General features: G+C 62.2%; 16 protein-coding genes and 1 tRNA gene. 11 read left to right on the forward strand and 6 right to left on the reverse strand.

Annotated elements, in window-relative coordinates:
* Positions 1 to 205: 205 nt before the first annotated feature.
* A complete protein-coding gene (locus VWZ87_RS02405; RefSeq protein ID WP_416534168.1) occupies positions 206 to 1,336 on the reverse strand; it encodes a porin in 1,131 nt (376 codons plus the stop codon).
* A gap of 373 nt (positions 1,337 to 1,709) precedes the next feature.
* Between VWZ87_RS02405 and VWZ87_RS02410 the strand changes: the two genes are divergently transcribed.
* Positions 1,710 to 3,914: a methyl-accepting chemotaxis protein gene (locus VWZ87_RS02410; protein WP_416534169.1), complete on the forward strand. Its 2,205-nt coding sequence runs from the start codon at positions 1,710 to 1,712 to the stop codon at positions 3,912 to 3,914.
* Positions 3,915 to 4,328: 414 nt separating this feature from the next.
* Here the strand turns inward: VWZ87_RS02410 and VWZ87_RS02415 are convergent.
* Positions 4,329 to 4,413, reverse strand: a tRNA-Leu gene (locus VWZ87_RS02415).
* A 112-nt stretch (positions 4,414 to 4,525) separates the two neighbouring features.
* The gene (locus VWZ87_RS02420; RefSeq protein WP_416536862.1) at positions 4,526 to 6,226 is read right to left on the reverse strand and encodes an NAD(P)H-hydrate dehydratase; all 1,701 of its coding nucleotides are present in this window, start codon (positions 6,224 to 6,226) and stop codon (positions 4,526 to 4,528) included.
* 195 nt (positions 6,227 to 6,421) lie between these two features.
* On the opposite strand from VWZ87_RS02420, the gene VWZ87_RS02425 reads away from it, so the two are divergent.
* From VWZ87_RS02425 to VWZ87_RS02435, 3 genes are all read left to right on the forward strand, one after another.
* Positions 6,422 to 6,760 (forward strand): P-II family nitrogen regulator, encoded by a 339-nt coding sequence (locus VWZ87_RS02425; RefSeq protein ID WP_014874894.1) that lies wholly within the window; start codon positions 6,422 to 6,424, stop codon positions 6,758 to 6,760.
* A gap of 92 nt (positions 6,761 to 6,852) precedes the next feature.
* A complete protein-coding gene (gene glnA / locus VWZ87_RS02430) occupies positions 6,853 to 8,259 on the forward strand; it encodes a type I glutamate--ammonia ligase (protein WP_340545814.1) in 1,407 nt (468 codons plus the stop codon).
* Between the two features lie 707 nt (positions 8,260 to 8,966).
* Complete coding sequence (locus VWZ87_RS02435) at positions 8,967 to 9,968, forward strand: hypothetical protein (RefSeq protein WP_416534171.1); 1,002 nt, start codon at positions 8,967 to 8,969, stop codon at positions 9,966 to 9,968.
* Positions 9,969 to 9,981: 13 nt separating this feature from the next.
* Here VWZ87_RS02435 and VWZ87_RS02440 read toward each other — a convergent pair whose 3' ends face one another.
* The gene (locus tag VWZ87_RS02440; RefSeq protein ID WP_416534172.1) at positions 9,982 to 10,755 is read right to left on the reverse strand and encodes a heme-dependent oxidative N-demethylase family protein; all 774 of its coding nucleotides are present in this window, start codon (positions 10,753 to 10,755) and stop codon (positions 9,982 to 9,984) included.
* Positions 10,756 to 10,903: 148 nt separating this feature from the next.
* On the opposite strand from VWZ87_RS02440, the gene dddP reads away from it, so the two are divergent.
* A complete protein-coding gene (gene dddP, locus VWZ87_RS02445) occupies positions 10,904 to 12,256 on the forward strand; it encodes a dimethylsulfonioproprionate lyase DddP (RefSeq protein ID WP_416534173.1) in 1,353 nt (450 codons plus the stop codon).
* A 90-nt stretch (positions 12,257 to 12,346) separates the two neighbouring features.
* Here the strand turns inward: dddP and VWZ87_RS02450 are convergent, their stop codons facing one another.
* A complete protein-coding gene (locus VWZ87_RS02450) occupies positions 12,347 to 12,832 on the reverse strand; it encodes an NUDIX hydrolase (RefSeq protein WP_416534242.1) in 486 nt (161 codons plus the stop codon).
* Between the two features lie 170 nt (positions 12,833 to 13,002).
* On the opposite strand from VWZ87_RS02450, the gene VWZ87_RS02455 reads away from it, so the two are divergent.
* The 5 genes from VWZ87_RS02455 to VWZ87_RS02475 all read left to right on the forward strand — a co-directional run bounded on the left by VWZ87_RS02455 (position 13,003) and on the right by VWZ87_RS02475 (position 18,980).
* Positions 13,003 to 14,253: an alpha/beta fold hydrolase gene (locus VWZ87_RS02455; protein ID WP_416534174.1), complete on the forward strand. Its 1,251-nt coding sequence runs from the start codon at positions 13,003 to 13,005 to the stop codon at positions 14,251 to 14,253.
* A 255-nt stretch (positions 14,254 to 14,508) separates the two neighbouring features.
* Positions 14,509 to 15,813 (forward strand): adenylosuccinate lyase, encoded by a 1,305-nt coding sequence (gene purB, locus VWZ87_RS02460; protein ID WP_340545820.1) that lies wholly within the window; start codon positions 14,509 to 14,511, stop codon positions 15,811 to 15,813.
* Between the two features lie 168 nt (positions 15,814 to 15,981).
* On the forward strand, positions 15,982 to 16,599 hold the full coding sequence (locus VWZ87_RS02465; protein ID WP_416534175.1) for a tetratricopeptide repeat protein: 618 nt from the start codon (positions 15,982 to 15,984) through the stop codon (positions 16,597 to 16,599).
* Between the two features lie 76 nt (positions 16,600 to 16,675).
* Positions 16,676 to 17,875 (forward strand): flagellar motor switch protein FliG, encoded by a 1,200-nt coding sequence (locus VWZ87_RS02470; protein WP_416534176.1) that lies wholly within the window; start codon positions 16,676 to 16,678, stop codon positions 17,873 to 17,875.
* Positions 17,876 to 18,044: 169 nt separating this feature from the next.
* Positions 18,045 to 18,980, forward strand: coding sequence for a lysophospholipid acyltransferase family protein (locus VWZ87_RS02475; RefSeq protein ID WP_416534177.1), 936 nt, complete (start codon positions 18,045 to 18,047; stop codon positions 18,978 to 18,980).
* Between the two features lie 89 nt (positions 18,981 to 19,069).
* On the opposite strand, the gene VWZ87_RS02480 is transcribed toward VWZ87_RS02475, so the two are convergent.
* Positions 19,070 to 19,795: a DUF1223 domain-containing protein gene (locus VWZ87_RS02480; protein WP_416534178.1), complete on the reverse strand. Its 726-nt coding sequence runs from the start codon at positions 19,793 to 19,795 to the stop codon at positions 19,070 to 19,072.
* A 246-nt stretch (positions 19,796 to 20,041) separates the two neighbouring features.
* Between VWZ87_RS02480 and acnA the strand changes: the two genes are divergently transcribed.
* Entirely contained in the window at positions 20,042 to 22,729 is a 2,688-nt protein-coding gene (gene acnA, locus VWZ87_RS02485; protein ID WP_416534179.1) for an aconitate hydratase AcnA, read from the forward strand.
* Positions 22,730 to 22,883 lie beyond the last annotated feature (154 nt).

Below are 22,883 nucleotides of genomic sequence, written 5' to 3' on the forward strand. Positions count from 1 at the left end.
GCTCCCCCAGACAATTTGTGGCCTTCTATTTGCACAAGCGCGGCGGCGCAAGAGGGATTGCCCCCGCAGCCGCCCGGTCAGCGCCGGTTGCGGCGTTTTTTGGCCCCGAAAACAGAAAACACGCCCCAAAGGACGTGTTTTCCATAATCCGATTGCGCGGATGCCGTTCAGGGCGCAGCGGATCGCGCTGCCCTGGCGCTGGCGATCAGAACTTCCAGCGGGCGCCTGCCATGATGGAGGAACTGTCCTGATAGCTGGTCCCAGAGGTGTCCGCATAGGAATAGTCGCGGTAGGCCACATAGGTTTCCAGGTTCAGACCGTCGAAATTCTGCACCGCTGCAACGCCCCAGGATTCAGCGCTGTCGCCACTGGTGACCATATCCGAGCCGTCATAATAATCGATGGCAAAGGAGGTCGCGCCCACGGCCAGGAAATTCGCGGTATAGCCCAGCTTGGCAAAGGCATAATCGCCGCCGGTGTCGCGATCCCCTGCCGCAACCGCAAGCGAGACTCCGCTTGGTTCGTGCAGCGTGGCAAAGGAGGCCACGATATCGCGGGTTTTGGTGCCCGGCCCGTTTTCGTTCCAGACCGCCCCCAGCGCGCCCTGAATGGCGAAATCACCAAGATCGTCGTTATTGTACCGCACAGCGATATCATAGGCTTCGCGGTCGGAATTTGAGCGCAGGATCTCTTCGCCGTAAGAGGCCGAGACGGTAAAGCCGCTGAATTCCGGCGTATCATAGCGCACCCGGCCAAGCCGCCCGCCATCGAAGCTGCGGAAGGCCGAGCCGATGTTGACGCCTGACAGCGTACCGGTGGAGGTGCGGAACAGGAAGCCGCCAGCGGAATCCCCGATGGCAGACGTCTGAATGACACTGGTGCCGGAGAAATCGGATTCCGCCAGCCCGTCAGAGGCCATCGAACCCTGACCAAAGGAGAAGGTGCCGTAGCGCGGTGTTGCGTATTGAATATCGACCTTGCGGATCCGGGTACGGTCCCAGCTGATGTTCTGCGGACGGCCGTTCTGGTTCACCCCATCGGAGGAGCGCAGCCCAAGAGCGGTTTCGAAATTGAACCGCAGGGTGTTCTCGCCAAAGGGCTGTTCAAGCCAGAAGCCGATGCGCGAGTTGGAATTGGCGTTGTCCACCAGCGTGCTGAAATCGTCACTGCCATCGTCGAACGACTGGAACGAGGGGTTGAACTGACCATAGTAGCGGAAGCTGCCGCCGGAGCTGTTCTCGTAGGTGGGCCCGGCAAAAGCGGGAACCGCCAGCCCGGCAACAAGACCGGACATCAGGGCTGTCACCCCAAGGTGAGAGGCAATTTTGGTGTTCATGAGGAGATGCTCCAATATTGTTCAGGGCGGCTCCCTCTCCATCCCTGAGAGGCCGACCTGTCACAGGTGCTATCACGCGATTTTCTGGTGCTGCACTCTTGAAATAAGCCGCGCCGGTTCCGTTGCCAGCTGTGGGCGGAATTCTCGCTCGATTGTGATCACCCGCTGCGCGGCACCGCGCCGATCGGTCCGGAATTTCTGCGCCGCCCAGCTGTCTCAGGCTGACCAATCGGGCCGGAACATCGCTCCCCCCAGAAAACGTCGACATTTCGGTGGAATATTCAGTGAAACACGCCGTCTAACGGCAGATTTCCACAGTTTATTAAGGGGCACTCGTTAGCTGTGGCAGATCGACAAAGCAGGTACCCAGACTATGAGATTCAAAACTTCCATCAAGACGGCCATCTTTCTGATCGTCTTTCTGGCCAGCGCGGTCATGTTCGCGCTCATCGCCCTGTCGCGATACACCGATCAGCTGCGCACGGGGATCGAGACTGAAGTGGTCGCCGTGGAGGGGTTTGCAAAGACCCTCGCCGAGGCCAGCAGCGATTTTCAGAACGCCCGCATTGTTGAGATGGGGTTTCGCCTGAAGCCGAGCCAGGAGGTGATCGCCACCCAGGCTGAGACCATGGCGCATCTGCGCAACCGGCTGGAGACTGCAAGGATGCAGATCACCGAGTTGGATAACATGAGTGAGGCTGCACAGACGCTGAGCCTGCTGGCCAGTGAAATCGCCGCCTATGAAGCCGGGTTTGCCGATGTGGTCGCCAGCCAGGAGCGGTTGGGCTTTGACGAGACCGACGGGCTTCAGGGGGCGCTGCGCAGCTCTGTGCGGAGCATCGAAAAGGCATTGGAAGACACCGCAGAGCCCGAGATGAAGGTGAAGATGCTGATGATGCGGCGCCATGAGAAAGATTTCATCATGCGCCACGACACAAAATACATCGACCGGCTGAACGCCCGCGTGGATGAATTTCGTGCGTTCCCCGGCAGCTATTACAAGAACATCTCGCAGCGGGCCCGGATCGGCAGCCTGTTGACCGCCTATCAGAACTCCTTCAACGCCTATGCCGAGGAGACCAAGGTGATCGACGGCCACTATCAGGCCCTGAATGAAATCGAAACCGCTAGCGCGCCGATCCTGGCCAAGATGAACGACCTCACCTCGGCCCGGCTGGACAGGATCCATGCCAGTGCCGCCGAGGCCATCGCCACCGCCAATGCCAATGCTATGAAGGCAGGCTTTGGCGGGCTCGGGGTCTTTGTCGTGGTGGCATTTGCCCTTGCCATCGGGATCTCGCGTCCGCTGTCGCGGGTCAATCTGGTGCTGCAAAAGATCATGGCGGGCGATTTCTCCACTCCGGCGCCGCAGTCGCGCATCAAAGAGGTCTCGACCATTGCCGCCGCCGTGGAGGACCTGCGCGCCGACAATGAGATGAAGGACAAGCTGACCCGCGAAATTGCCGAGGTCATCAGCGCCTGCGCTGCCGGAGACTTTTCCAAACGGTTGCAGATCGGGGACGCCAGCGGCTCCTTTGCGGATCTGGGCCGCGGTGTGAATGCCATCGGCGACGCGGCAGAGGGTGGCCTCGGCGATATCCGGCAGGTGCTCGACACGCTGGCGGCAGGTGACCTCACGCAGCGCATGCCCGACGGTCAGAAGGGGATTTTCAAGGAAATCGCCGATGCGGTCGACAACCTCAGCGACAGCCTCACCAACATGGTGCGGCAACTCTCGCACAGCAGCGAGGTGCTGAATTCCACCGCCGCAGAAATCGCGGCCGCCGCCGAGGACGCCTCGCGCCGCGGGGAAACCTCCGCCGCCTCCCTGGAAGAAACCGCCGCTGCGCTGCAGACATTGGACGACACCGTGCGCGGCACCGCCGAAGGGTCGGATCAGGCCAAGGATATCGTGCGCGACGCCTTTGCCCAGGCGCGCTCCACCAGCGAACTGGCCAGCCAGACCATCAGCGCCATGCAGCGGATCGAGGATTCGTCTGGCGCCATCGCCAAGATCACCGACCTGATCGAAGATCTTGCCTTTCAGACCAATCTCTTGGCGTTGAACGCCGGGGTCGAGGCCGCCCGCGCGGGAGAAGCAGGCCGCGGCTTTGCCGTCGTCGCCTCCGAGGTGCGCGGCCTCGCGCAGCGTTCTGCGGACGCCGTGCAGGAGATCAACGCGCTGATTGAGGTCAGCACCCGCGAGGTTGCCCAGGGCGTGAAACTGGTCGATCAGACCGGCACCGCGCTGGCCTCGATCCAAAGCTCGGTCGAAGCGGTGGTCGGCAAGGTTGAGCAGATCGCCGCCACCACGGTCGAGCAGTCCAATGGTCTGTCAGAGGTCAACACCGCCGTCGTCTCCCTGGACCAGAATGCGCAGAAGAACTCCGCCATGCTGGAGCAGACCGCCGCCGCCGGCCAGATGCTGCGCGAGGAGGCGCAGACATTGGTCCGGGCGATCTCCGGCTTTACCATCAGCCCTTCCGGCACCGGACACCGCGATGCTGAACCCATCGCCGACAGCTGGGCGCAACCGGCCTATGACGATGAGGATATGGCCTACGCCCAATCCGCCTGATCAGACGGTCTGACCGCACTGCCTCAGCTGGCGCTGCGGTCGGACCTGCGGCTGGCCAAGGCGTCAACGACCGGTGTCGCAGTCTGATGAGCCCAGTTCCGCCCCCTGACCTGGTGCCCCCTGACCTGCCCCCTGAAACGCCCGCCAACCCGGGCGTTTCATCATATCCGCCAAAGATATCCTCCAATGGGTCGATCCGCGCCAGTCAGGCAGCGGCGCAGGTGCCGATCAAAGACGGGCCTGAGCTGATCAAGACGACGCAGATCAGCCAGAGCCCCACGCATGGCATCCACCGCCCCGCCGATGGCGACATTGTCCTCGGTACAGATGCCGCGAAGGATAAAAGTCAAAGCTGGTGCCAAAGGGGGAGACCGGCCCCAATAGGCCGGGTCACCTCAGGGGATCTGTGAAAAATGGTGCGGGTGGAGGGACTTGAACCCCCACGCCTTGCGGCGCCAGAACCTAAATCTGGTGCGTCTACCAATTTCGCCACACCCGCATCCTGTCGGTGGTCACAGCCACCGTGAAGCGCTCAATAGCAAAGCTTTTTGACGGATGCAAAAGGGAAAGCGCGGTTCGGGCGCAACTTTTTCACCCGCGCCCTGCCCCGGCTATCCGGTTCGCCCCTCAAGCCTGCGCAACACGCGAGGGATCTGCTCGGGCAGATCCTCGGCAATCAGCCCGGGGCCGAATTCCAGCCCGCATTCGACGTGAATATAGGCGGCGGTCTCGGACGCCTGCATCGGGGAAAACCCGCGCGCCAGCAGCCCGGTGATGAAGCCTGCCAGCACATCGCCTGACCCGGCGGTGGCCAGCCAGGGCGCGGAGCGCTCGTAATGGCCGGAATTCACCGAGCAGCGCCCGTCCGGCGCGGCGATCACCGTATCGGGGCCCTTGAACAGCACCACGCAGCCCGCGCGTCTGGCCGCCTCACGGGTGGCGTCGACTTTGGAATAGGCGGGACCGGAGGTGGCGGGTGCTGCCAGTTTTTCTGCGATATCCGGGAACAGCCGGGCAAACTCGCCGCCATGGGGCGTGATCACGCAGGTGTCGTGCAGGGCCTCAAACAGGACGTCGGGTTTCAACTCGAACCGGGTCAGCGCATCAGCATCCAGAACAGTGGCGCGTTTTTCCTTCAGCACCGCCATGACCACAGCCTGGGTGTCGGCCCCGCGCCCCAATCCGGGGCCAAGGCAGACCGCATTGAACCGCTTGTCCTCCAGAAGCTCGCTGACCCCATGCGCGCCGTCGATCTGCCGCAGCATGATCGCCGTCAGCTGACTGGCATTTTCCATCATCGCCGATCGCGGCGAGCCGACGGTCACCAGCCCTGCCCCGATGCGAAGCGCTCCGCGGGCGGCAAGACGCGCGGCACCGGTCCGGCCATGTCCGCCGGAGAGGATGAGGGCGTGGCCGTGGGTGTATTTGTGATGACCGCTTCGCTTCGACATTATCTGTGGCGCAACCAAGGTCACGACGCCGCCAGGTGCGGCACCTTGCCCTGTTTTCAGGCCGATGCTTTTGACCACAACCCTGCCTGACTGCTCGGGTCCATCTGCCAGGACATGCGCCAACTTCCGGCTGTGAAAGGTCACTGTGAGATCAGCGCGGATTGCCTCAAATTCCCGTGCCGGTTCCTTACTACGCAGCAGTTTTCCAGAGTCCGTGCACGCCCCGCTGGGTAGGTCAATTGAGACCACGCGGGGCGCCGGGAAAGCACCCGTTCTGGAGCTTTCTGACAGACGCCACTCGGTTATCTCGGTTAGCCAGCCAAACGAATTGAACGTCTCGACCGGCCGCGTAAGTCCAGTTCCAAACAGCGCATCAACAAGAAGAGTGTTTTCCCGGTGCTTTGCAGGATCCAGTGCAAATGCGCCACTCCCAGTGTCGACATATGGAACGACTGCTCCCAGCTCCCGCCACCGCTCATAATTCACCTTCGCATCCGTCGGCAGCTTGTCCGGGTCTCCATAAAGGAACACCTCCACCTCCCAGCCGCGCTGCTTCAACAGTCGCGCCACAACAAAACCGTCGCCGCCATTGTTGCCCGGCCCGCAGAGTACCACGGCACGGTAGGGTCCTTCGGCACCGTTCTTCTGGCCAGAAATATCCCGGGGGGAGGCCGCAGGCCGGGGGGCAGCGCCCCCCATTTGGCTAGCCGCAGGCCCCGCCAGCTCCGGCCATTCCTCGAAAATGGCCTCGACCACGCCCCGCCCTGCCCGCTCCATCAGCTCCAGACCGGTGACCTCGCCAGAGCCGATGGCGGCCTGTTCAATGGCGCGCATCTGGGCAGCGGTCAGCAATTCGCTCATTCCTTTGACCTCTCGATTGGGGCAGCAAACGGCGACGCGGATTCAGAACTGCGCATAAAACGGGCGCACTGCCTAATTTTTAGGCACATCCGATGAAATCCTGCGCAGTTTCGCCGCAGCGCTTGCGGCTCTTGTTGTCGCGGCTCAGTAGAAGTGATCTGACCTCTCTCGACAAGGTTGCGAGGAGTCACCCCGATGAAAAAGATCGAAGCCATCATCAAGCCGTTCAAACTCGACGAGGTGAAAGAAGCCTTGCAGGACGTGGGCGTACAGGGTCTTTCGGTGATCGAGGTCAAGGGGTTTGGCCGTCAGAAAGGTCATACCGAGCTCTACCGTGGCGCCGAATATGTCGTCGATTTCCTGCCGAAGGTGAAAATCGAGGTGGTTCTGGACGATGATCAGGTTGATGCCGCCATCGAGGCGATTGTGGCAGCAGCCAAGACCGACAAGATCGGCGACGGCAAAATCTTTGTCTCGCCCGTTGAGCAGGCAATCCGCATCCGCACCGGGGAAACCGGTTCGGACGCGCTCTGAGCCTGACCACATAATACTCGGCTGTCCCTGTCGCCGCGCGGCAGGCCAGCCCGGACACTCTCAAGACAAAAAGATCAGAAGGACCATTGGAAATGAGCGCAGACGCAGTTCTGAAGATGATCAAAGACGAAGATGCCGCCTATGTCGACATCCGTTTCACCGATGTGCGGGGCAAGCTCCAGCACGTGACCGTGGACGTCGACCTGGTGGATGAAGATTTCCTCGAAGAGGGCTTCATGTTCGATGGCTCCTCCATCGCCGGCTGGAAGTCGATCGAAAACTCCGACATGAAACTGATCCTCGACACCAGCTCGGCCTATGTCGATCCGTTCTATGCCGAAAAGACCATCTGCATCCATTGTTCCGTGGTTGAGCCCGATACCGGCGAAGCCTACCCCCGCGATCCGCGCGGCACCGCGCAGAAGGCAGAGGCCTATCTGAAATCCTCCGGCATCGGCGATGTGGCCTATATGGGCCCCGAGGCAGAATTCTTCCTGTTTGATGATGTGCGCTTCTCCAACACCATCAACAAAGTCTCCTTCGAGGTCGACGCCACCGACGCCTCCTGGAACACCGATACCGAATATGAAATGGGCAACATGGGCCACCGTCCGGGTCTGAAGGGCGGCTATTTCCCGGTGAACCCGATCGACGAAGCCCAGGACCTGCGCTCCGAAATGCTCTCGACCATGAAGCGTCTTGGCATGAAGGTGGACAAGCACCATCACGAGGTGGCCTCGTGCCAGCACGAGCTGGGCCTGATCTTTGACAGCCTGACCAAACAGGCCGACGAGCTGCAGAAATACAAATATGTGATCCACAACGTGGCACATGCCTACGGCAAATCCGCAACCTTCATGCCGAAGCCGATCTATGGCGACAACGGCACCGGCATGCATGTGAACATGTCGATCTGGAAGGACGGCAAGCCGCTGTTTGCGGGCGACAAATATGCCGATCTCAGCCAGGAAGCGCTGTATTTCATTGGTGGCATCCTGAAGCACGCCAAGACCCTGAACGCCTTCACCAACCCCTCGACCAACTCCTACAAGCGCCTGATCCCCGGCTTTGAGGCCCCGGTTCTGCGCGCCTATTCCGCCCGCAACCGCTCCGGCTGCGTGCGGATCCCATGGACCGAGAGCCCGAAGGCCAAGCGCGTCGAAGCCCGTTTCCCCGATCCGGCCGCAAACCCCTACCTGGCCTTCTCCGCCCTGCTGATGGCCGGCCTTGACGGGATCAAGAACAAGATTGATCCGGGCGAAGCCATGGACAAGAACCTCTACGACCTGCCCGCAGAAGAGCTGGCCGGCATCCCCACCGTCTGCGGCAGCCTGCGCGAAGCGCTGGAATCGCTGGCGGCCGACCATGACTTCCTGTTGCAGGGCGACGTGTTCACCAAGGACCAGATCGAAGGCTATATCGCCCTCAAGATGGAAGAGGTGGAAACCTACGAACACACCCCGCATCCGGTGGAATACGGCATGTACTACAGCTGCTGATCCCCGATCACGCAGGCTGACTGGGCGCTCCCTTCGGGGGGCGCCTTTTTCATATGCGCCGCAGCAGCTCAGCTCGCCGTCGTCCTCGTCAGATGTGGGTGGCTGCGACATATGATCATGGCGCTCCGCTGACGCGATATTGCGTGCAGGCCCAACGGGGCGACTTTTGATTTGACATCCCCCCGCCGCTCGGTCTCCATCGCCGCATGATCCTTGCTGTTCTACTGCCCATCGCCATGCCGATCGTGGCGCTCATCTGCCTTTTTGCGGCCTACCGGCCAAATCGCATCTCACGCGCGCTGCTGGCGGCGACGGGCTGGGCTTTGCTCGCGCTGACCGGGTGGTATGTTGCCCGTTTCATACTTGGCCTTGCCTAGCGGCGGCCCGCGTCATACCGGATTCCGGCCACCCCCGCCTCTGACACGCTCCCCTTACGTCAACTGATCGGAAACACTGCGAGTGATTGGCGGCGATTGGCAATCGCTGCGGCATCAATGTGACCATTCCCCGCCCATGTTTCGCCCCATTCGTCGCGTGACAGCAGGTCGACTGGCAATAAATATCAACATTTTCAAAATGATAGCTAGAGTCATCGACGCATTCAAATAACCTAAGGATTATTTTACCAATCGCCTGTCGCCGCCTCACTTTCCACCATTTCAAATTTTAACTTAATTGTTGAAACATCTGAGCGGAGGATCCCGACGGTGACACAGTCAGTTCAGTACAAAGGCAAGCTCGGCTTTGAGGCCCGACACCCGGAGGCCTTGTCCAGCAGCTCGGCCTCGGTGGTCGATACGCTGGAGGAATATGGTCACGCCGTGCGGCAGTTCCGATCCCGCAGCCCCAATCTGATCCTGCTTGAGTGCGATCATTATCGCATTGAACTGCGCTATCTGCGCCATCCGATCAAGCCGACGCGGGCCAACAGCGCCGATGCGGACTGCACCGAGACGCGGCTGCGCAGCGCGCTGAATGTGACGCTTACCCCGAACCATCCTGACCATTGCGACGCCGAGCTGAGCGAGCTGCTGCTGGCGGTGGTCCTGCGCCGCCTGACAGAAGAGCTTGAGGTGGCGACGGTGGATTGGCTGGACACCCCCGTCACGCTGACCCGGGCGGCCTTTCTTGGTGCGTTTTCGGACGCTGCAGAGGTAGAAACACCCTCCGAGGCGGCTATGCCCACCCCGCTAGACGGGTCAGCAGACGGGACTGCAACCGTACCGCCGGAGGTGTTGCTGACCGTATCACCAGTGACCGCGCCGACAGACGCTGCGGCTGACACCTCTGCCGTTATTGCGCCGCAGATCGCTGCGCCGGACGCGTCGCAATCCGCAGCCGATCCCAAACAACGATCCCAGGGACGGCTGCGCGGCCGGGCCTGTTTCGAGCCGGTCGATGTCACCGCTGCACAGCTTGCCGAACATTGCGCGGCCATGCTCGACTCCTCGGAACTCCGCGCCACCGGTCGCCACGCCATCGAGGCGCGTAACAGGGCGCGGGCACGCACCAAGGCCATCCTGCAACATCCGCGGGCTGCCCATTACGACATGGCCCGGATCGGTGGTCTGCTGGCGGCTGTGCCGCCGCGTATGCTCTCGGCGGTGGCCCATATTCTGCACAGCCCGCAGCTGCGCGGCCATCTGCATATCATCTGTGGCGCAACTGCGCTGCTGGCCCTGCAAAGCTCGGCTGCCATCGCCTTCTAGAGCCGCACCCGCTCTAGGCCGATGCAGCCGGTGCCCCCCATTGGGCCAAGACATCCGCACGGGCCAGCACGCTCGTGTGGATGCTGAAAACAACCGCGCGACTGCGCGGCAGCCGCAGAATCGTCTGCCGTTCGCTGCGCAGATACCCGGCGTCATCCGCCGCCGGACGTGGACGATCCCCGCTGACCCGGCGCGGCTGATGCAATGTGGGATCGGCGTACCACAGCGCATTGAACCGCCACATCGGGCGGCCCTGCTGGACCCCGTCAAAAAGCCGCTGCACCCGCGCCGCAATGCCCGCATCATAGCTGTCGACAGGCGCATGGATGGCGATCAGCGGACGCAGGTATTTCTCCGCCAGGGTCCAGTTCGCCGGGAAGCACAGCACCGCCCCGGTCAGCACATGCTCATCCGCCCCCTGCGGTTTTTCCAGAATGCAGAAATCCTGCTGCGCGATCCGCCCCAGCGTGCCGAGGGGATCCTCCCAGTCCAGCTGCACCTGCACCCCGTCAGGCCGGAGCACATGGCCTGGCCGAGACGGCGCAGCCTCCGGGTAGAGCTGCGCCAGAACCGCCTCCAGCAACTCGCAGGCAGCGGGCATCGCCCCCGGCCCGCATTGCAGAACCTCCGCCCGCTGAGTTGTCAGCAGCCGCTCCCGCTCCGTCATCTGCGAGGCGAAGGCGGCATCGAAATAGAGCCAGTCTTCTGGCGCCAGCGGCTGAATGCCGGGCAGCTTGCGCTCTTCCAGGGGATTATACGGCAGGCGGGTTTGCAGAATCTCATCCATGCCACCTTGTAGCAAGCAAAGCCTGTCATTTCATCCGCAAGCTTGCGCGTCAGCCTGAAAACGACCGTCCGAACGGTCGTATTTGGCAGCGACACCGGCGCAAGCCCCGCGCCACTTTGGACAGATCTGTCCAGAGATGGAGCCGGAGATGAACGAGCACTACCGCGACACCCGCAAGATTGATCCCACGCGCGGCGCCACCCTTGGCGACAATACGCCCAACGATCAGGACCGGGTCGAGATCGGCCCCACCCAACTGGCCTATCGCGAATGGGCCGCCGCAGGGTTGCAGCTGCCTGATCTTCAGGCGATGCGCCGCTACCGCTGGGAGCGGCTGACCCGGTTCATCAACGATCGCGACTACGGCTGCCTCCTGGTGTTTGACCCGATGAACATCCGCTACGCCACCGACTCCACCAATATGCAGCTGTGGAACACCCATAACCCGTTTCGCGCACTCTTGATCTGCGCTGACGGCTACATGGTGATGTGGGACTACAAACAGGCGCCTTTCCTCAGCGAATTCAACCCGCTGGTGCGCGAACAGCGCGCCGGGGCGGATCTGTTCTACTTTGATCGCGGCGACAAGGTGGATGTGGCGGCGGATGTCTTTGCCAATGAGGTGCGTGAGCTGTTGCGCGCCCACAGCGGCGGCAACAGGCGGATCGCGGTGGACAAGATCATGCTGCACGGGCTGCGCGCGCTCGAAGCACAGGGGCTGGAGGTCTTCCCCGGCGAGGAGCTGACCGAGAAATGCCGCGCAGTGAAAGGCCCCGATGAAATCCGCGCCATGCGCTGCGCCAATCACGCCTGTGAAACAGCTGTCGCCGCGATGGAGCGCTATGCCCGCAGCGCCATCCCCGGCGGTCAGATCAGCGAAGATGACGTCTGGGCAGTGCTGCACGCCGAAAACATCCGCCGGGGTGGCGAATGGATCGAAACCCGGTTGCTGACCTCTGGCCCGCGCACCAACCCGTGGTTTCAGGAATGCGGCGGACGCGTCATCCAGAACAACGAAATCATCAGCTTTGACACCGATCTGGTCGGCTCCTACGGGATCTGTATCGACATCTCGCGCAGCTGGTGGATCGGCGACCGCGCGCCGCCTGCCGATATGATCTATGCGATGCAGCACGGGGTTGAGCACATCCGCAGCAATATGGAGATGCTGAAACCGGGCGTGAATCTGCAGGAGCTGTCGCGCAGCTGCCATCTGCTGGATGCTCAGTTCCAGAAACAGAAATACGGCTGCATGATGCACGGTGTCGGGCTCTGTGATGAATGGCCGCTGGTCGCCTATCCCGATCAAATGGTCGAGGGCGCTTTCGACTATGAGCTGGAGCCGGGCATGGTGCTCTGTGTCGAGGCACTGGTCAGCCCCGAAGGCGGCGATTTCTCGATCAAGCTGGAGGATCAGGTGCTGATTACCGAAACTGGCTATGAGAACCTCACCACCTACCCATTCGATCCGGCGTTGATGGGCACGGCGGGCGGGAAGTGACCCGCAGGGCGTCGCGCAAACAGCCTGGGCGGAGCGCCCACTGGCGGGCGCTTCCCCGCTGGGGGAGAGACCGCTGAACCTGTGGCGCCGTCAGGTGCCTCCGCTTTGCCACCGGGCGAGTTTATCCCTCAGGATCAGCACACTGGGCGCGGAACTATATTGCGACAGCTCTGCCAGCGGCACCCAGGCCAGCGCCTTTGATTCCGCAGTGGCCCGGATTTCGCCTGCCTCGGCGCGAAACAGGTAGCGCACATCGTAGTGCAGATGCGCCGCCTCGCGGCCATTGGCCGGGATCTCGTGAATGTCGATGTCGAACACCTGCTCTCCGATACGGCTGATCCGGCTGAGCCCGCTTTCCTCATAGGCCTCTTTCCAGGCGGTGAACCCTGCATCGGCGATGCCGTCGCAATGTCCGCCCAACTGTAACCACCGGTCCAGTTTGGCATGATGGGTGAGCAGCACCGCAGAGAGATCCTGCGACAGCACAAAGGCGGATCCGGTCACATGGCCGATTGCCGGATCCCGTTCAAACGCCCTTGGCTCGCGCGCGCAAAACGTGGTCAGGCGCTGCCACATCTGCCGGTCACGCGCATCCAGCGGGGTGAATGCGCCGATCCCCGCGCAGTGATCCAGGGTCGTATTTGTTGTCAATATCCCTCACCTTCCCGTGACGTCGGGGCCTGATGGCTTGTACCTGCCCGGCTGTCGCCGCACCTTAGGGCGACCCCCAGATAAAGGCCATTCCTATGCCCACCGAACGCATTTCCTTTTCCGGTCACTCCGGTGACCAGCTGGCTGCGCGACTGGATCTACCCGAAGGGCCGATCCTGTCAACGGCGCTGTTTGCGCATTGTTTCACCTGTTCCAAGGACATCCCGGCGGCGCGGCGCATCTCGGCCCGTCTGGCGGCGATGGGAATTGCCGTCCTGCGGTTTGATTTCACCGGTCTGGGTCATTCCGATGGCGAGTTTTCCAATACCAACTTCAGCTCAAATGTCGCCGATCTGGTGGCGGCGGGACAATATCTGGCGGGGCGCGGGCTGGCGCCTGCGCTGCTGATCGGTCATTCGCTGGGCGGCGCTGCGGTGCTGCGCGCCCGTGCAGGCCTGCCGTCGGTGCGCGGCGTGGTGACGCTTGGCGCGCCCTCCGATCCGGCCCATGTGGCGCATCAGTTTGGCGAAGCGCTGGAGCAGATCGAGACCGAAGGTGCGGCCGAGGTCTGTCTGGCCGACCGCCCGTTCCTGATCCGCAAGCAATTCGTCGACGACATCCGCAGCGAGGCGCTGACCAGCGCCGTTGCCGATCTGGATGCCGCGCTTCTGGTGATGCATGGGCCGCTGGATGCCACCGTCAGCATCGACAATGCAGCAGAGCTGTTCATGGCGGCCAGACACCCCAAGAGCTTTGTCACGCTGGACGATGCCGACCACCTGATTTCGCGTCCCCGTGATGCCGAATATGCCGCTGACCTCATCGCCGCCTGGGCCGGGCGCTATATCGACCTGTCACCGCCTGCTCCGCCCCCCGGTGCCCCCGAAGGCGTGCTGCGCGTCACCGAAGCGGATCCGAACGGCTTTTTGCAGGATATCCAGTCCGGCCCCCGTCATCACACTTACGCCGATGAACCGTTGGCCTATGGCGGCAGCAATCGTGGCATGACACCCTATGGGTTTATCGCCGCCGGTCTCGGCGCCTGTACCTCCATGACCATCCGCATGTATGCCCGGCGCAAGGGCTGGCCGCTGGAAGGCGTCAGCGTCGATGTCTGCCATGACAAGGTCCATGCGCAGGATGCCCTGCCCTCGGGTCCGGCGCAAATCGACCAGTTTACCCGCGTGATCTATCTGACCGGCCCCCTAAGCGCAGATCAACGCGCCAAGCTGATGGATATCGCCGACCGCTGTCCGGTGCATCGCACGCTGGAACATGGCGCCAAGGTGACAACGCGGCTGGATGAGGCGGAGATTGAGGTGGATCCGGCACATCTGCCGTTCTGACCCTGCGCTGACGGCGGCATTTGTTGGGCGGGCGGATGTCGCCGCTGGCTGCCGGCCCCGTAACGGATGCCGTCTGCCTCCCTATCAGTGGCGCAAAACGCACCGATGCGCCGGATGCGGGACATAAGACAGCTGAAATCGGGCGCTTTCTGTCGCGGGCTGGCTCCGCGCCCTTGCCCTGTGAGGCGCGCTGCTCTAAGACGCGCGGCATCATCCGCTTCCCTTCTGCCCTGCTACAATAAGGTGCTGCTGCCCATGATCCCCCGCTATTCCCGTCCTGAAATGGTTGCCATCTGGTCGCCGGAAACCAAATTCAAGATCTGGTACGAAATCGAGGCACATGCCTGCGAAGCCATGGCGAACCTCGGCGTGATCCCGCGCGAGAACGCCGACGCGGTATGGAAAGCCAAGGACGTGGAATTCGACGTCGCCCGCATCGACGAGATCGAGGCCGTGACCAAACATGACGTCATCGCCTTTCTGACCCATCTGGCCGAACATGTCGGCTCCGAGGAAGCGCGCTTTGTGCATCAGGGCATGACATCGTCGGACGTGCTGGACACCTGCCTCAATGTGCAGCTGGTGCGTGCCGCCGACATCCTGCTCGAGGGCGTCGACAAGGTGCTCGCCGCGCTGAAGAAACGCGCGCTGGAGCACAAGGACACCGTGCGCGTCGGCCGCTCCCATGGCATCCACGCCGAGCCGACCACCATGGGTCTGACTTTTGCCCGTTTCTATGCCGAAATGGACCGCAACAAGCAGCGTCTGCAAAATGCCCGCGCCGAAGTTGCCACCGGTGCAATTTCCGGCGCGGTTGGCACCTTTGCCAATATCGACCCCCGTGTTGAAGAACATGTCTGCGAACAGCTCGGCCTCAGCCCTGAACCGATTTCGACCCAGGTGATCCCGCGCGACCGTCACGCAATGTTCTTTGCCACGCTGGGCGTCATCGCGTCGTCGATCGAGAATATCGCAGTGGAAATCCGCCACATGCAGCGCACCGAGGTGCTGGAAGGCGCCGAATTCTTCTCGATGGGCCAGAAAGGCTCCTCGGCAATGCCGCACAAGAAGAACCCGGTTCTGACCGAAAACCTCACCGGCCTTGCGCGCCTGGTGCGGATGGCGGTGATCCCGGCGATGGAAAACGTGGCGCTGTGGCATGAGCGCGATATCTCGCACTCCTCGGTGGAGCGCGGCATCGGCCCGGATGCGACCGTGACCCTGGATTTTGCGCTCAACCGTCTGGCCGGCGTCATCGACAAGATGCTGGTCTTCCCTGAGAACATGCTGGACAACATGAACAAATTCCCCGGCCTCGTTATGTCGCAGCGGGTGCTGCTGGCGCTGACGCAGGCGGGTGTCAGCCGCGAGGACGCCTATTCCATGGTGCAGCGCAACGCCCTGAAGGTCTGGGAAGATCGTGTTGATTTCCGCGAGCTGCTGCTGGCGGATGCTGATGTGGTTGCCGCCCTTGGCGAAGAGGCGATCAACGAGAAATTCGACATGGGCTATCACACCAAACACGTCGACACGATTTTTGCCCGGGTGTTTGGCGACTAAGCCAACCTGTGATCTCTGTGATTGCACAGGCCGCTCTGCCACACGCAGGGCGGCCTTTTTCGTGCCGCTGCGCTCACTGTCTTGTTATCCCGCCCCTGTGGTCCACCCTCTAAGGTGAAGACACCTCAGGCCGCAGATCCGCGGCGCGCGCGACAAAAGGACAATCCCATGCCTGCCATCCCGACACGAACCGCCCTCCTCGCCCGCTCTCTGCCCGCATCGGTGCTGCGGGCCAGCTGTGCCGCGCTGCCTGCGCTGGCGCTCTCGGCTGCTTTTGCCACCGGCTTTGCAGGCCAGTCATTGGCGGCGGGGAGCGATGACAGCGCTGCGCCAAAGCCCACCAATACCACCAAGACCTGCAAGGGCGCCAAGATCTGGGACGATCAGAAACAGCGCTGCGTCGCGCCCAAACACTCCTCGCTCGACCCGGATGAAATGTATGACGCCGTGCGCGAACTCGCCTATGCCGGGCGCTATGGCGACGCGCAGGCGGTGCTGGCGGCGATGCCTGACCAGATGGATAGCCGGGTGCTGACCTATTGGGGCTTTACCTATCGTAAGCAGGGCTATCGGGACCAGGCCATGTCCTATTACACTCGTGCCATTGCGCTGGATCCACAGAACCATCTGGCGCGGTCTTACATGGGGCAAGGGTTTGTAGCTGAAGGAAAATACGGTCTTGCGCTGGAGCAGTGGAAACTGATCCGCGCCGATGGCGGCAGTGGCAGTTGGGCCGAGGTCTCGCTGCGCGAGGCGCTTTTGTCGGGACAGACGCAAAGCTATTGATTTTCAGCATTTCTTTACGGCTTGCGCCCTAGATTGGAGACAACAGAAAGAGAATCTTTTTGGCTAGGGCTCATAAATGCAGAATGAAAATGCTTTGGCGCTTCCCATGGCGGCCTCCTCAGATGACTTTGGCGATTTCTCCGCCCCGGCTCCGCTTGGCGGGATGGATTTCGGCGGCGATTTCGGCGGCGGCGATATGGGGATGGGCGGCATGGGTGGCGGTGCGCTGGATATGCCCGCAATGGGCGGTGGTATGCCCGCCGCCAAATCCAAACTGAGCGGCAAGGCCAAAGCCGCCATTGTGGTCCGCCTGCTGCTGAACGAAGGGGCCGATATCCCGCTGGAATCGCTGCCGGACGATTTGCAGATCGAATTGACCCAGCAGATGGGCCGCATGGGGCTGATCGACCGTACCACCCTGCATGAGGTGGCCGGGGAATTTGCCGAAATGCTCGACAACGTCGGCCTTTCCTTTCCCAATGGTCTGGCTGGTGCGCTCTCCGCGATGGAGGGCAAGATCAGCCGCCAGACGGCCAGCCGCCTGCGCAAGGAGGCCGGCGTGCGCCAGTTTGGCGACCCGTGGGAGCGTCTGCGCGCCCTGCCGCCAGAGGAGCTGGCTGAGCTGGCTCAGGCCGAAAGCACCGAGGTCGCCGCTGTCCTTCTGTCCAAACTCGACACCACCAAGGCGGCGCAGATGCTGATCCACCTGCCCGGTCCCGTGGCCCGCCGCATCACCTATGCTGTCAGTCAGACCGCCGCCGTGACCCCGGATACGGTCGACCGGATCGGCCTGTCGCTTGCCGCGCAGATCGAGGCGCGGCCCGAGGTCGCCTTTGAAGAGACGCCGGGCCAGCGCATGGGGGCCATCCTGACCCAGGCGGCAGCGGGCAAACGTGACGAGGTGCTGACCGCGCTGGATGAGGAAGACGAGGAATTCGCCGGTGACGTCCGCAAATCGATCTTCACCTATGCGCTGATCTCACAGCGCGTCAGCCCAGTCGATGTGCCCAAGATCGCGCGCGTTCTGGCGCAGCAGGATCTGGTCACCGCCATCGCCTTTGCCACCGACGAGGACGATGTGGAATCCAGCGAATTCATGCTGGCCAATATGTCCAGCCGGATGGCCAACAACATCCGCGAGGAAGTGGCCGAACGGGGCAAGGTCAAGCGCAGCGTTGGAGAAGGTGCCATGGGCACGATCGTCAACGCATTGCGAGAGCTGGTGAATTCCGGCGAGATCGAGCTGCGCACCACTGACGAGGACGAAGAGGACTGATCTCAGCGCCCGCAACGGCGGCGCGGCCCAGGGCCGCGTCCACCGGATCTGAGCGGACGTATGGCCAAGAGCTGCGTTGCCGATCACGGGGTCGGTTGCTTGTGCCTGTTGGCGCCGCCGTTTATGGTCGCAGCTGATTTTGCTTTCCTCAATTGCAGGCCGACCGGACATGCCCGTTGATCCCTCCACTCTGTCCCCAGGCCGCCGCGCCAGCTACTACGCCAGCAATCTGGCGCTGCGCGCGATCATCGGCGCGCTGGGTCTGATCCCCTATGACAAACGCATTCCGGCGATGGGCTGGGTGATGCGCAAGGCTGCACCGCTGGCGGGGTTTCACAAACGGGTGCGCGACAATCTCGCGCTGACCTGCCCCGAATTGCCGGAGGCGGAGGTGGCGCGTCTCTGCGATGAGGTCAGCGACAATGTCGGGCGCGTGGTGGCGGAACTCTACGCCGGGCAACCCTTTCTGGAGCGCGCCTGGGCGGCGCCGGTCTCCGGCCCCGGTCTGGCGGCGCTGGAACGCGCCCGCGCCGAAGGGCGTCCGGTCATTCTGGTCACCGGCCATTTCGGCAATTACGACGCCGCGCGCGCCAATCTGATCAAGCGCGGCTTTGCCATGGGGGCGCTCTATCGTCGGATGGCCAATCCCTATTTCAACGACCACTATGTGCGCGCCATTGAAAAGACCGGTAAGCCCATGTTCGAACAGGGAAAACGCGGCATGATGGAGATGGTCCGCCACCTGAAACAGGGCGGCATCATTGCCATCGTGGCGGATCTGCACGCCCATGGCGGGGTCAATATCGACTTCTTCGGCGAACCCGCCGTGACCTCCATCGTGCCAGCCGAACTGGCGCTGAAATACAAGGCTGCGATGATCCCGGTCTACGCCATTCGCCAGCCCAACGGGCTGGATTTCGAGATCATCGTGCAGGAAGAAATCGCCCCATCGGATCCTGTCACCATGACCACCACCGTCTGCAAACGGCTGGAGGAACTGGTGCGGCAACATATGGGGCAATGGTTCTGGATCCACCGGCGGTGGAAACCCTATGTGCCGATCCCGAAACCCACACCGGCAGACCGGAAACCGGACGCGACCTGAGCCTGCCCGGGGTGCTGCGGTGTGCGGTCTTCGTCTGGCCTGGCTCAGGTTTGCCCGGCCCACTTCAGCCTGTCTCAGTTCAACCTGTCTCAGTTCAGCTTGGCTGCGGCCAGGATTGCACCATAGGGCGCCTGCTGTACCAGCAGCGCGGCCGGGCGGGCATCGGTCAGCGTCACAGTCAGCTCCAGCGTGCCCTGCCCGTCCCAATCCGCCACGCGGTCGATCTGTTCGACGACATTGGCGTAATCCAACCGACGGCCCGCCAGCTCCCCGCGTGAGATATCCACGGTTTTCAGCGGCGCATAACGCACCAGCTGCACCGAGATCGGCCCGGACAGAACCGGCGCGGTATCGGCCCGGCGCAACGCGACAGCGACGCCATCAGCGGCGCTGCCATCAATGCGGATCGACACCTGGCTCGGCCGGGTCTGATGGCTGGCGATCACCTCGGTCAGCTCCATCGCATTGGCGCCGACAACATCGTCCTGACCATTGACGATCATCTGCGGGGTATAGACCATCTGGCGACCGCCGACGTGGGCGTATCCTTTCTGGCGGCGGGTGTGGGCGGGATCGGCGAACTGATCTTTCCAGCCGATATAATCCCAGTAATCCACGTGCAGCGCCAGCGGCAGCACATCAGGCCGCGCCGTCAGCTGCCGCAGCAGCGCATCAGCAGGCGGACAGGAGGAGCACCCCTGCGAGGTGAACAGCTCCACCACCACCAGATCGGTGGCCGCGCCAGCGCTCTGCGCGGCAGCCCCGGTTGGCAGCGTCATCCACACGGCCAGAAAAAGCGATGCGACCCATTTCATACAAGAAACCCTTTTTGCTCTGGCTTATGGATCTAGCGGGCTGAGCCTGAAATGACCAATCAATCATTCTTGAGACGCCCGTGCGTGGTGCTGTTTGGGGTTAAAATTCCACCTTGGCGCAAATTTTGTGTACTATTGCATACAAAAATGCTGCCTGCGGCGTTTCAGCTATTGAATGCACGCCCGACCTGTTGCAGATAGCCGGTAGCGAATTCCCTGTTTTCACATCCCAGAGGGAGGCCAAACATGCCTATCACCGTCGGACAGGACAATGCCAAGACGCGCCGCAAACTGAGCGCGGGTGGCAAGTCGATCTCCTATTACTCGATCCCCGCCGCAACCGAAGCCGGTCTTGGCGATTTTGCCAAGCTGCCTGCCGCGCTGAAGGTGGTGCTGGAAAACATGCTGCGGTTTGAGGACGGCGGCTTCTCCGTCTCCACTGACGATATCAAGGCCTTCGCCGAATGGGGCGCCAATGGCGGCAAAAACCCCCGCGAAATCGCCTATCGTCCGGCCCGCGTGCTGATGCAGGATTTCACCGGCGTTCCCGCCGTTGTGGACCTTGCCGCGATGCGCGACGGTATCAAGGCGCTGGGTGGCGACGCCCAGAAGATCAACCCGCTGAACCCGGTTGATCTGGTCATCGACCACTCGGTCATGATCGACGAGTTCGGCAACCCGCGCGCGTTCCAGATGAACGTCGACCGCGAATACGAACGCAACATGGAGCGTTACCAGTTCCTGAAATGGGGTCAGGGCGCGTTCAACAACTTCCGCGTTGTGCCCCCGGGCACCGGCATCTGCCATCAGGTGAACCTGGAATATCTCGCCCAGACCATCTGGTCCGATGAGGATCAGAACGGTGAGATGGTCGCCTACCCCGATACGCTGGTCGGTACCGACAGCCACACCACCATGGTCAACGGCGCGGCCGTTCTGGGCTGGGGTGTTGGCGGTATCGAGGCCGAAGCCGCGATGCTGGGGCAGCCGATCTCCATGCTGATCCCCGAGGTCATCGGCTTTGAGCTGACCGGCGCCATGGTCGAAGGCACCACCGGCACCGACCTCGTACTGAAGGTTGTGGAAATGCTGCGCGCCAAGGGCGTGGTTGGCAAATTCGTGGAATTCTACGGCACCGGTCTTGATACGCTGCCGCTGGCGGACCGCGCCACCATCGCGAATATGGCGCCGGAATATGGCGCCACCTGTGGCTTCTTCCCGATCGACGAAGAAACCATCCGCTACCTGCGCAACACCGGCCGCGACGAAGACCGTATCGCGCTGGTCGAAGCCTACGCCAAGGAAAACGGCTTCTGGCGTGATGCGGATTATGCCCCGATCTACACCGACACGCTGAGCCTCGACATGGGCACCATCGTGCCAGCGATCTCCGGCCCCAAACGCCCGCAGGACTATGTCGCCCTGACCGGCGCCAAGGCGGCGTTCCAGAAGGAAATGGAAGAGACCTTCAAGCGTCCCATGGGCAAGGAAGTCGCCGTCAAGGGCGAGGACTACACCATGGAAAGCGGCAAGGTCGTGATCGCCTCGATCACCTCCTGCACCAACACCTCGAACCCCTATGTGATGATCGGCGCGGGCCTCGTGGCGCGCAAGGCCGCTGCCCTCGGCCTGGATCGCAAGCCCTGGGTCAAGACCTCGCTGGCACCGGGCTCGCAGGTTGTGTCCGCCTATCTGGAGGCCGCAGGCCTGCAGGAAGATCTGGACAAGATCGGCTTTAACCTCGTGGGCTATGGCTGCACCACCTGTATCGGCAACTCCGGTCCGATCCAGCAGGAGCTGTCCGATGCCATCGCCGAAGGTGATCTGGTGGCGACCTCGGTTCTGTCCGGCAACCGCAACTTCGAAGGCCGTATCAGCCCCGATGTGCGCGCCAACTATCTGGCCTCGCCGCCGCTGGTTGTTGCCTATGCGCTGGCGGGCACCATGGATATTGATCTGGCGTCAGATCCGATTGCGCAGGACAAGGACGGCAAGGATGTCTACCTGAAGGACATCTGGCCGAGCCAGAAGGAAATCGCCGATCTGGTCGAAGCAACCGTGACCCGCGAAGCCTTCCTGTCGAAATACGCCGATGTGTTCAAAGGCGACGAGAAATGGCAGGCGGTGGACACCACCGACGCCGAGACCTACGACTGGCCGGCAAGCTCCACCTATATCCAGAACCCGCCCTACTTCCAGGGTATGGGCTCTGAGCCGGGCACAATCTCCAACATCAAGGACGCCAAGCCGCTCTTGATCCTCGGCGATATGGTCACCACCGACCACATCTCCCCGGCGGGCTCTTTCGCGACCACCACCCCGGCTGGCCAGTATCTGCTGGACCGTCAGGTGCAGCCGCGTGAGTTCAACTCCTACGGCTCGCGTCGTGGCAACCACGAGATCATGATGCGCGGCACATTTGCCAACATCCGCATCAAGAACGAGATGCTGGACGGTGTCGAAGGTGGCTATACCAAAGGCCCCGATGGCGAACAGACCTCGGTCTACGAGGCCTCCATGGCCTATCAGGAACAGGGCACCCCGCTGGTTGTCTTCGGCGGCGAACAATACGGTGCGGGCTCCTCGCGCGACTGGGCGGCCAAGGGCACGGCCCTGCTGGGCGTCAAGGCGGTCATCGCCGAGAGCTTCGAACGTATCCACCGCTCCAACCTGGTTGGCATGGGCGTGATCCCGTTTGAGTTCACCGGCGGCGACACGCGCAAGACGCTGAAGCTCACCGGCGATGAGACGGTCTCGATCCACGGTCTGGACACCATCAAGCCGCAGCAGGAAGTTCCTTGCGACATCACTTACGGCGATGGCACCACCAAGACCATCACCCTGAAGTGCCGCATCGATACCGCGCCCGAGATCGAGTACATCGAACATGGCGGCGTGCTGCATTACGTGCTGCGCAACCTCGCCAAATCCTAAGGCAGGCGCAGGTCACAGCATCTGAGCGATCAACGCGGGTGCCCTTCGGGGCACCCGTTTTTGTTTTCAACACGATGAATTCAGGCATAAACTCGCGGGACCAATCGGAATCATCGCATCAAGATGCCGTTACGTAAACTTCGAACTGGACGGC

This window comes from Phaeobacter sp. JH20_37 (genome assembly GCF_048056015.1).
Taxonomy (GTDB): Bacteria; Pseudomonadota; Alphaproteobacteria; order Rhodobacterales; family Rhodobacteraceae; genus Phaeobacter; species Phaeobacter bryozoorum.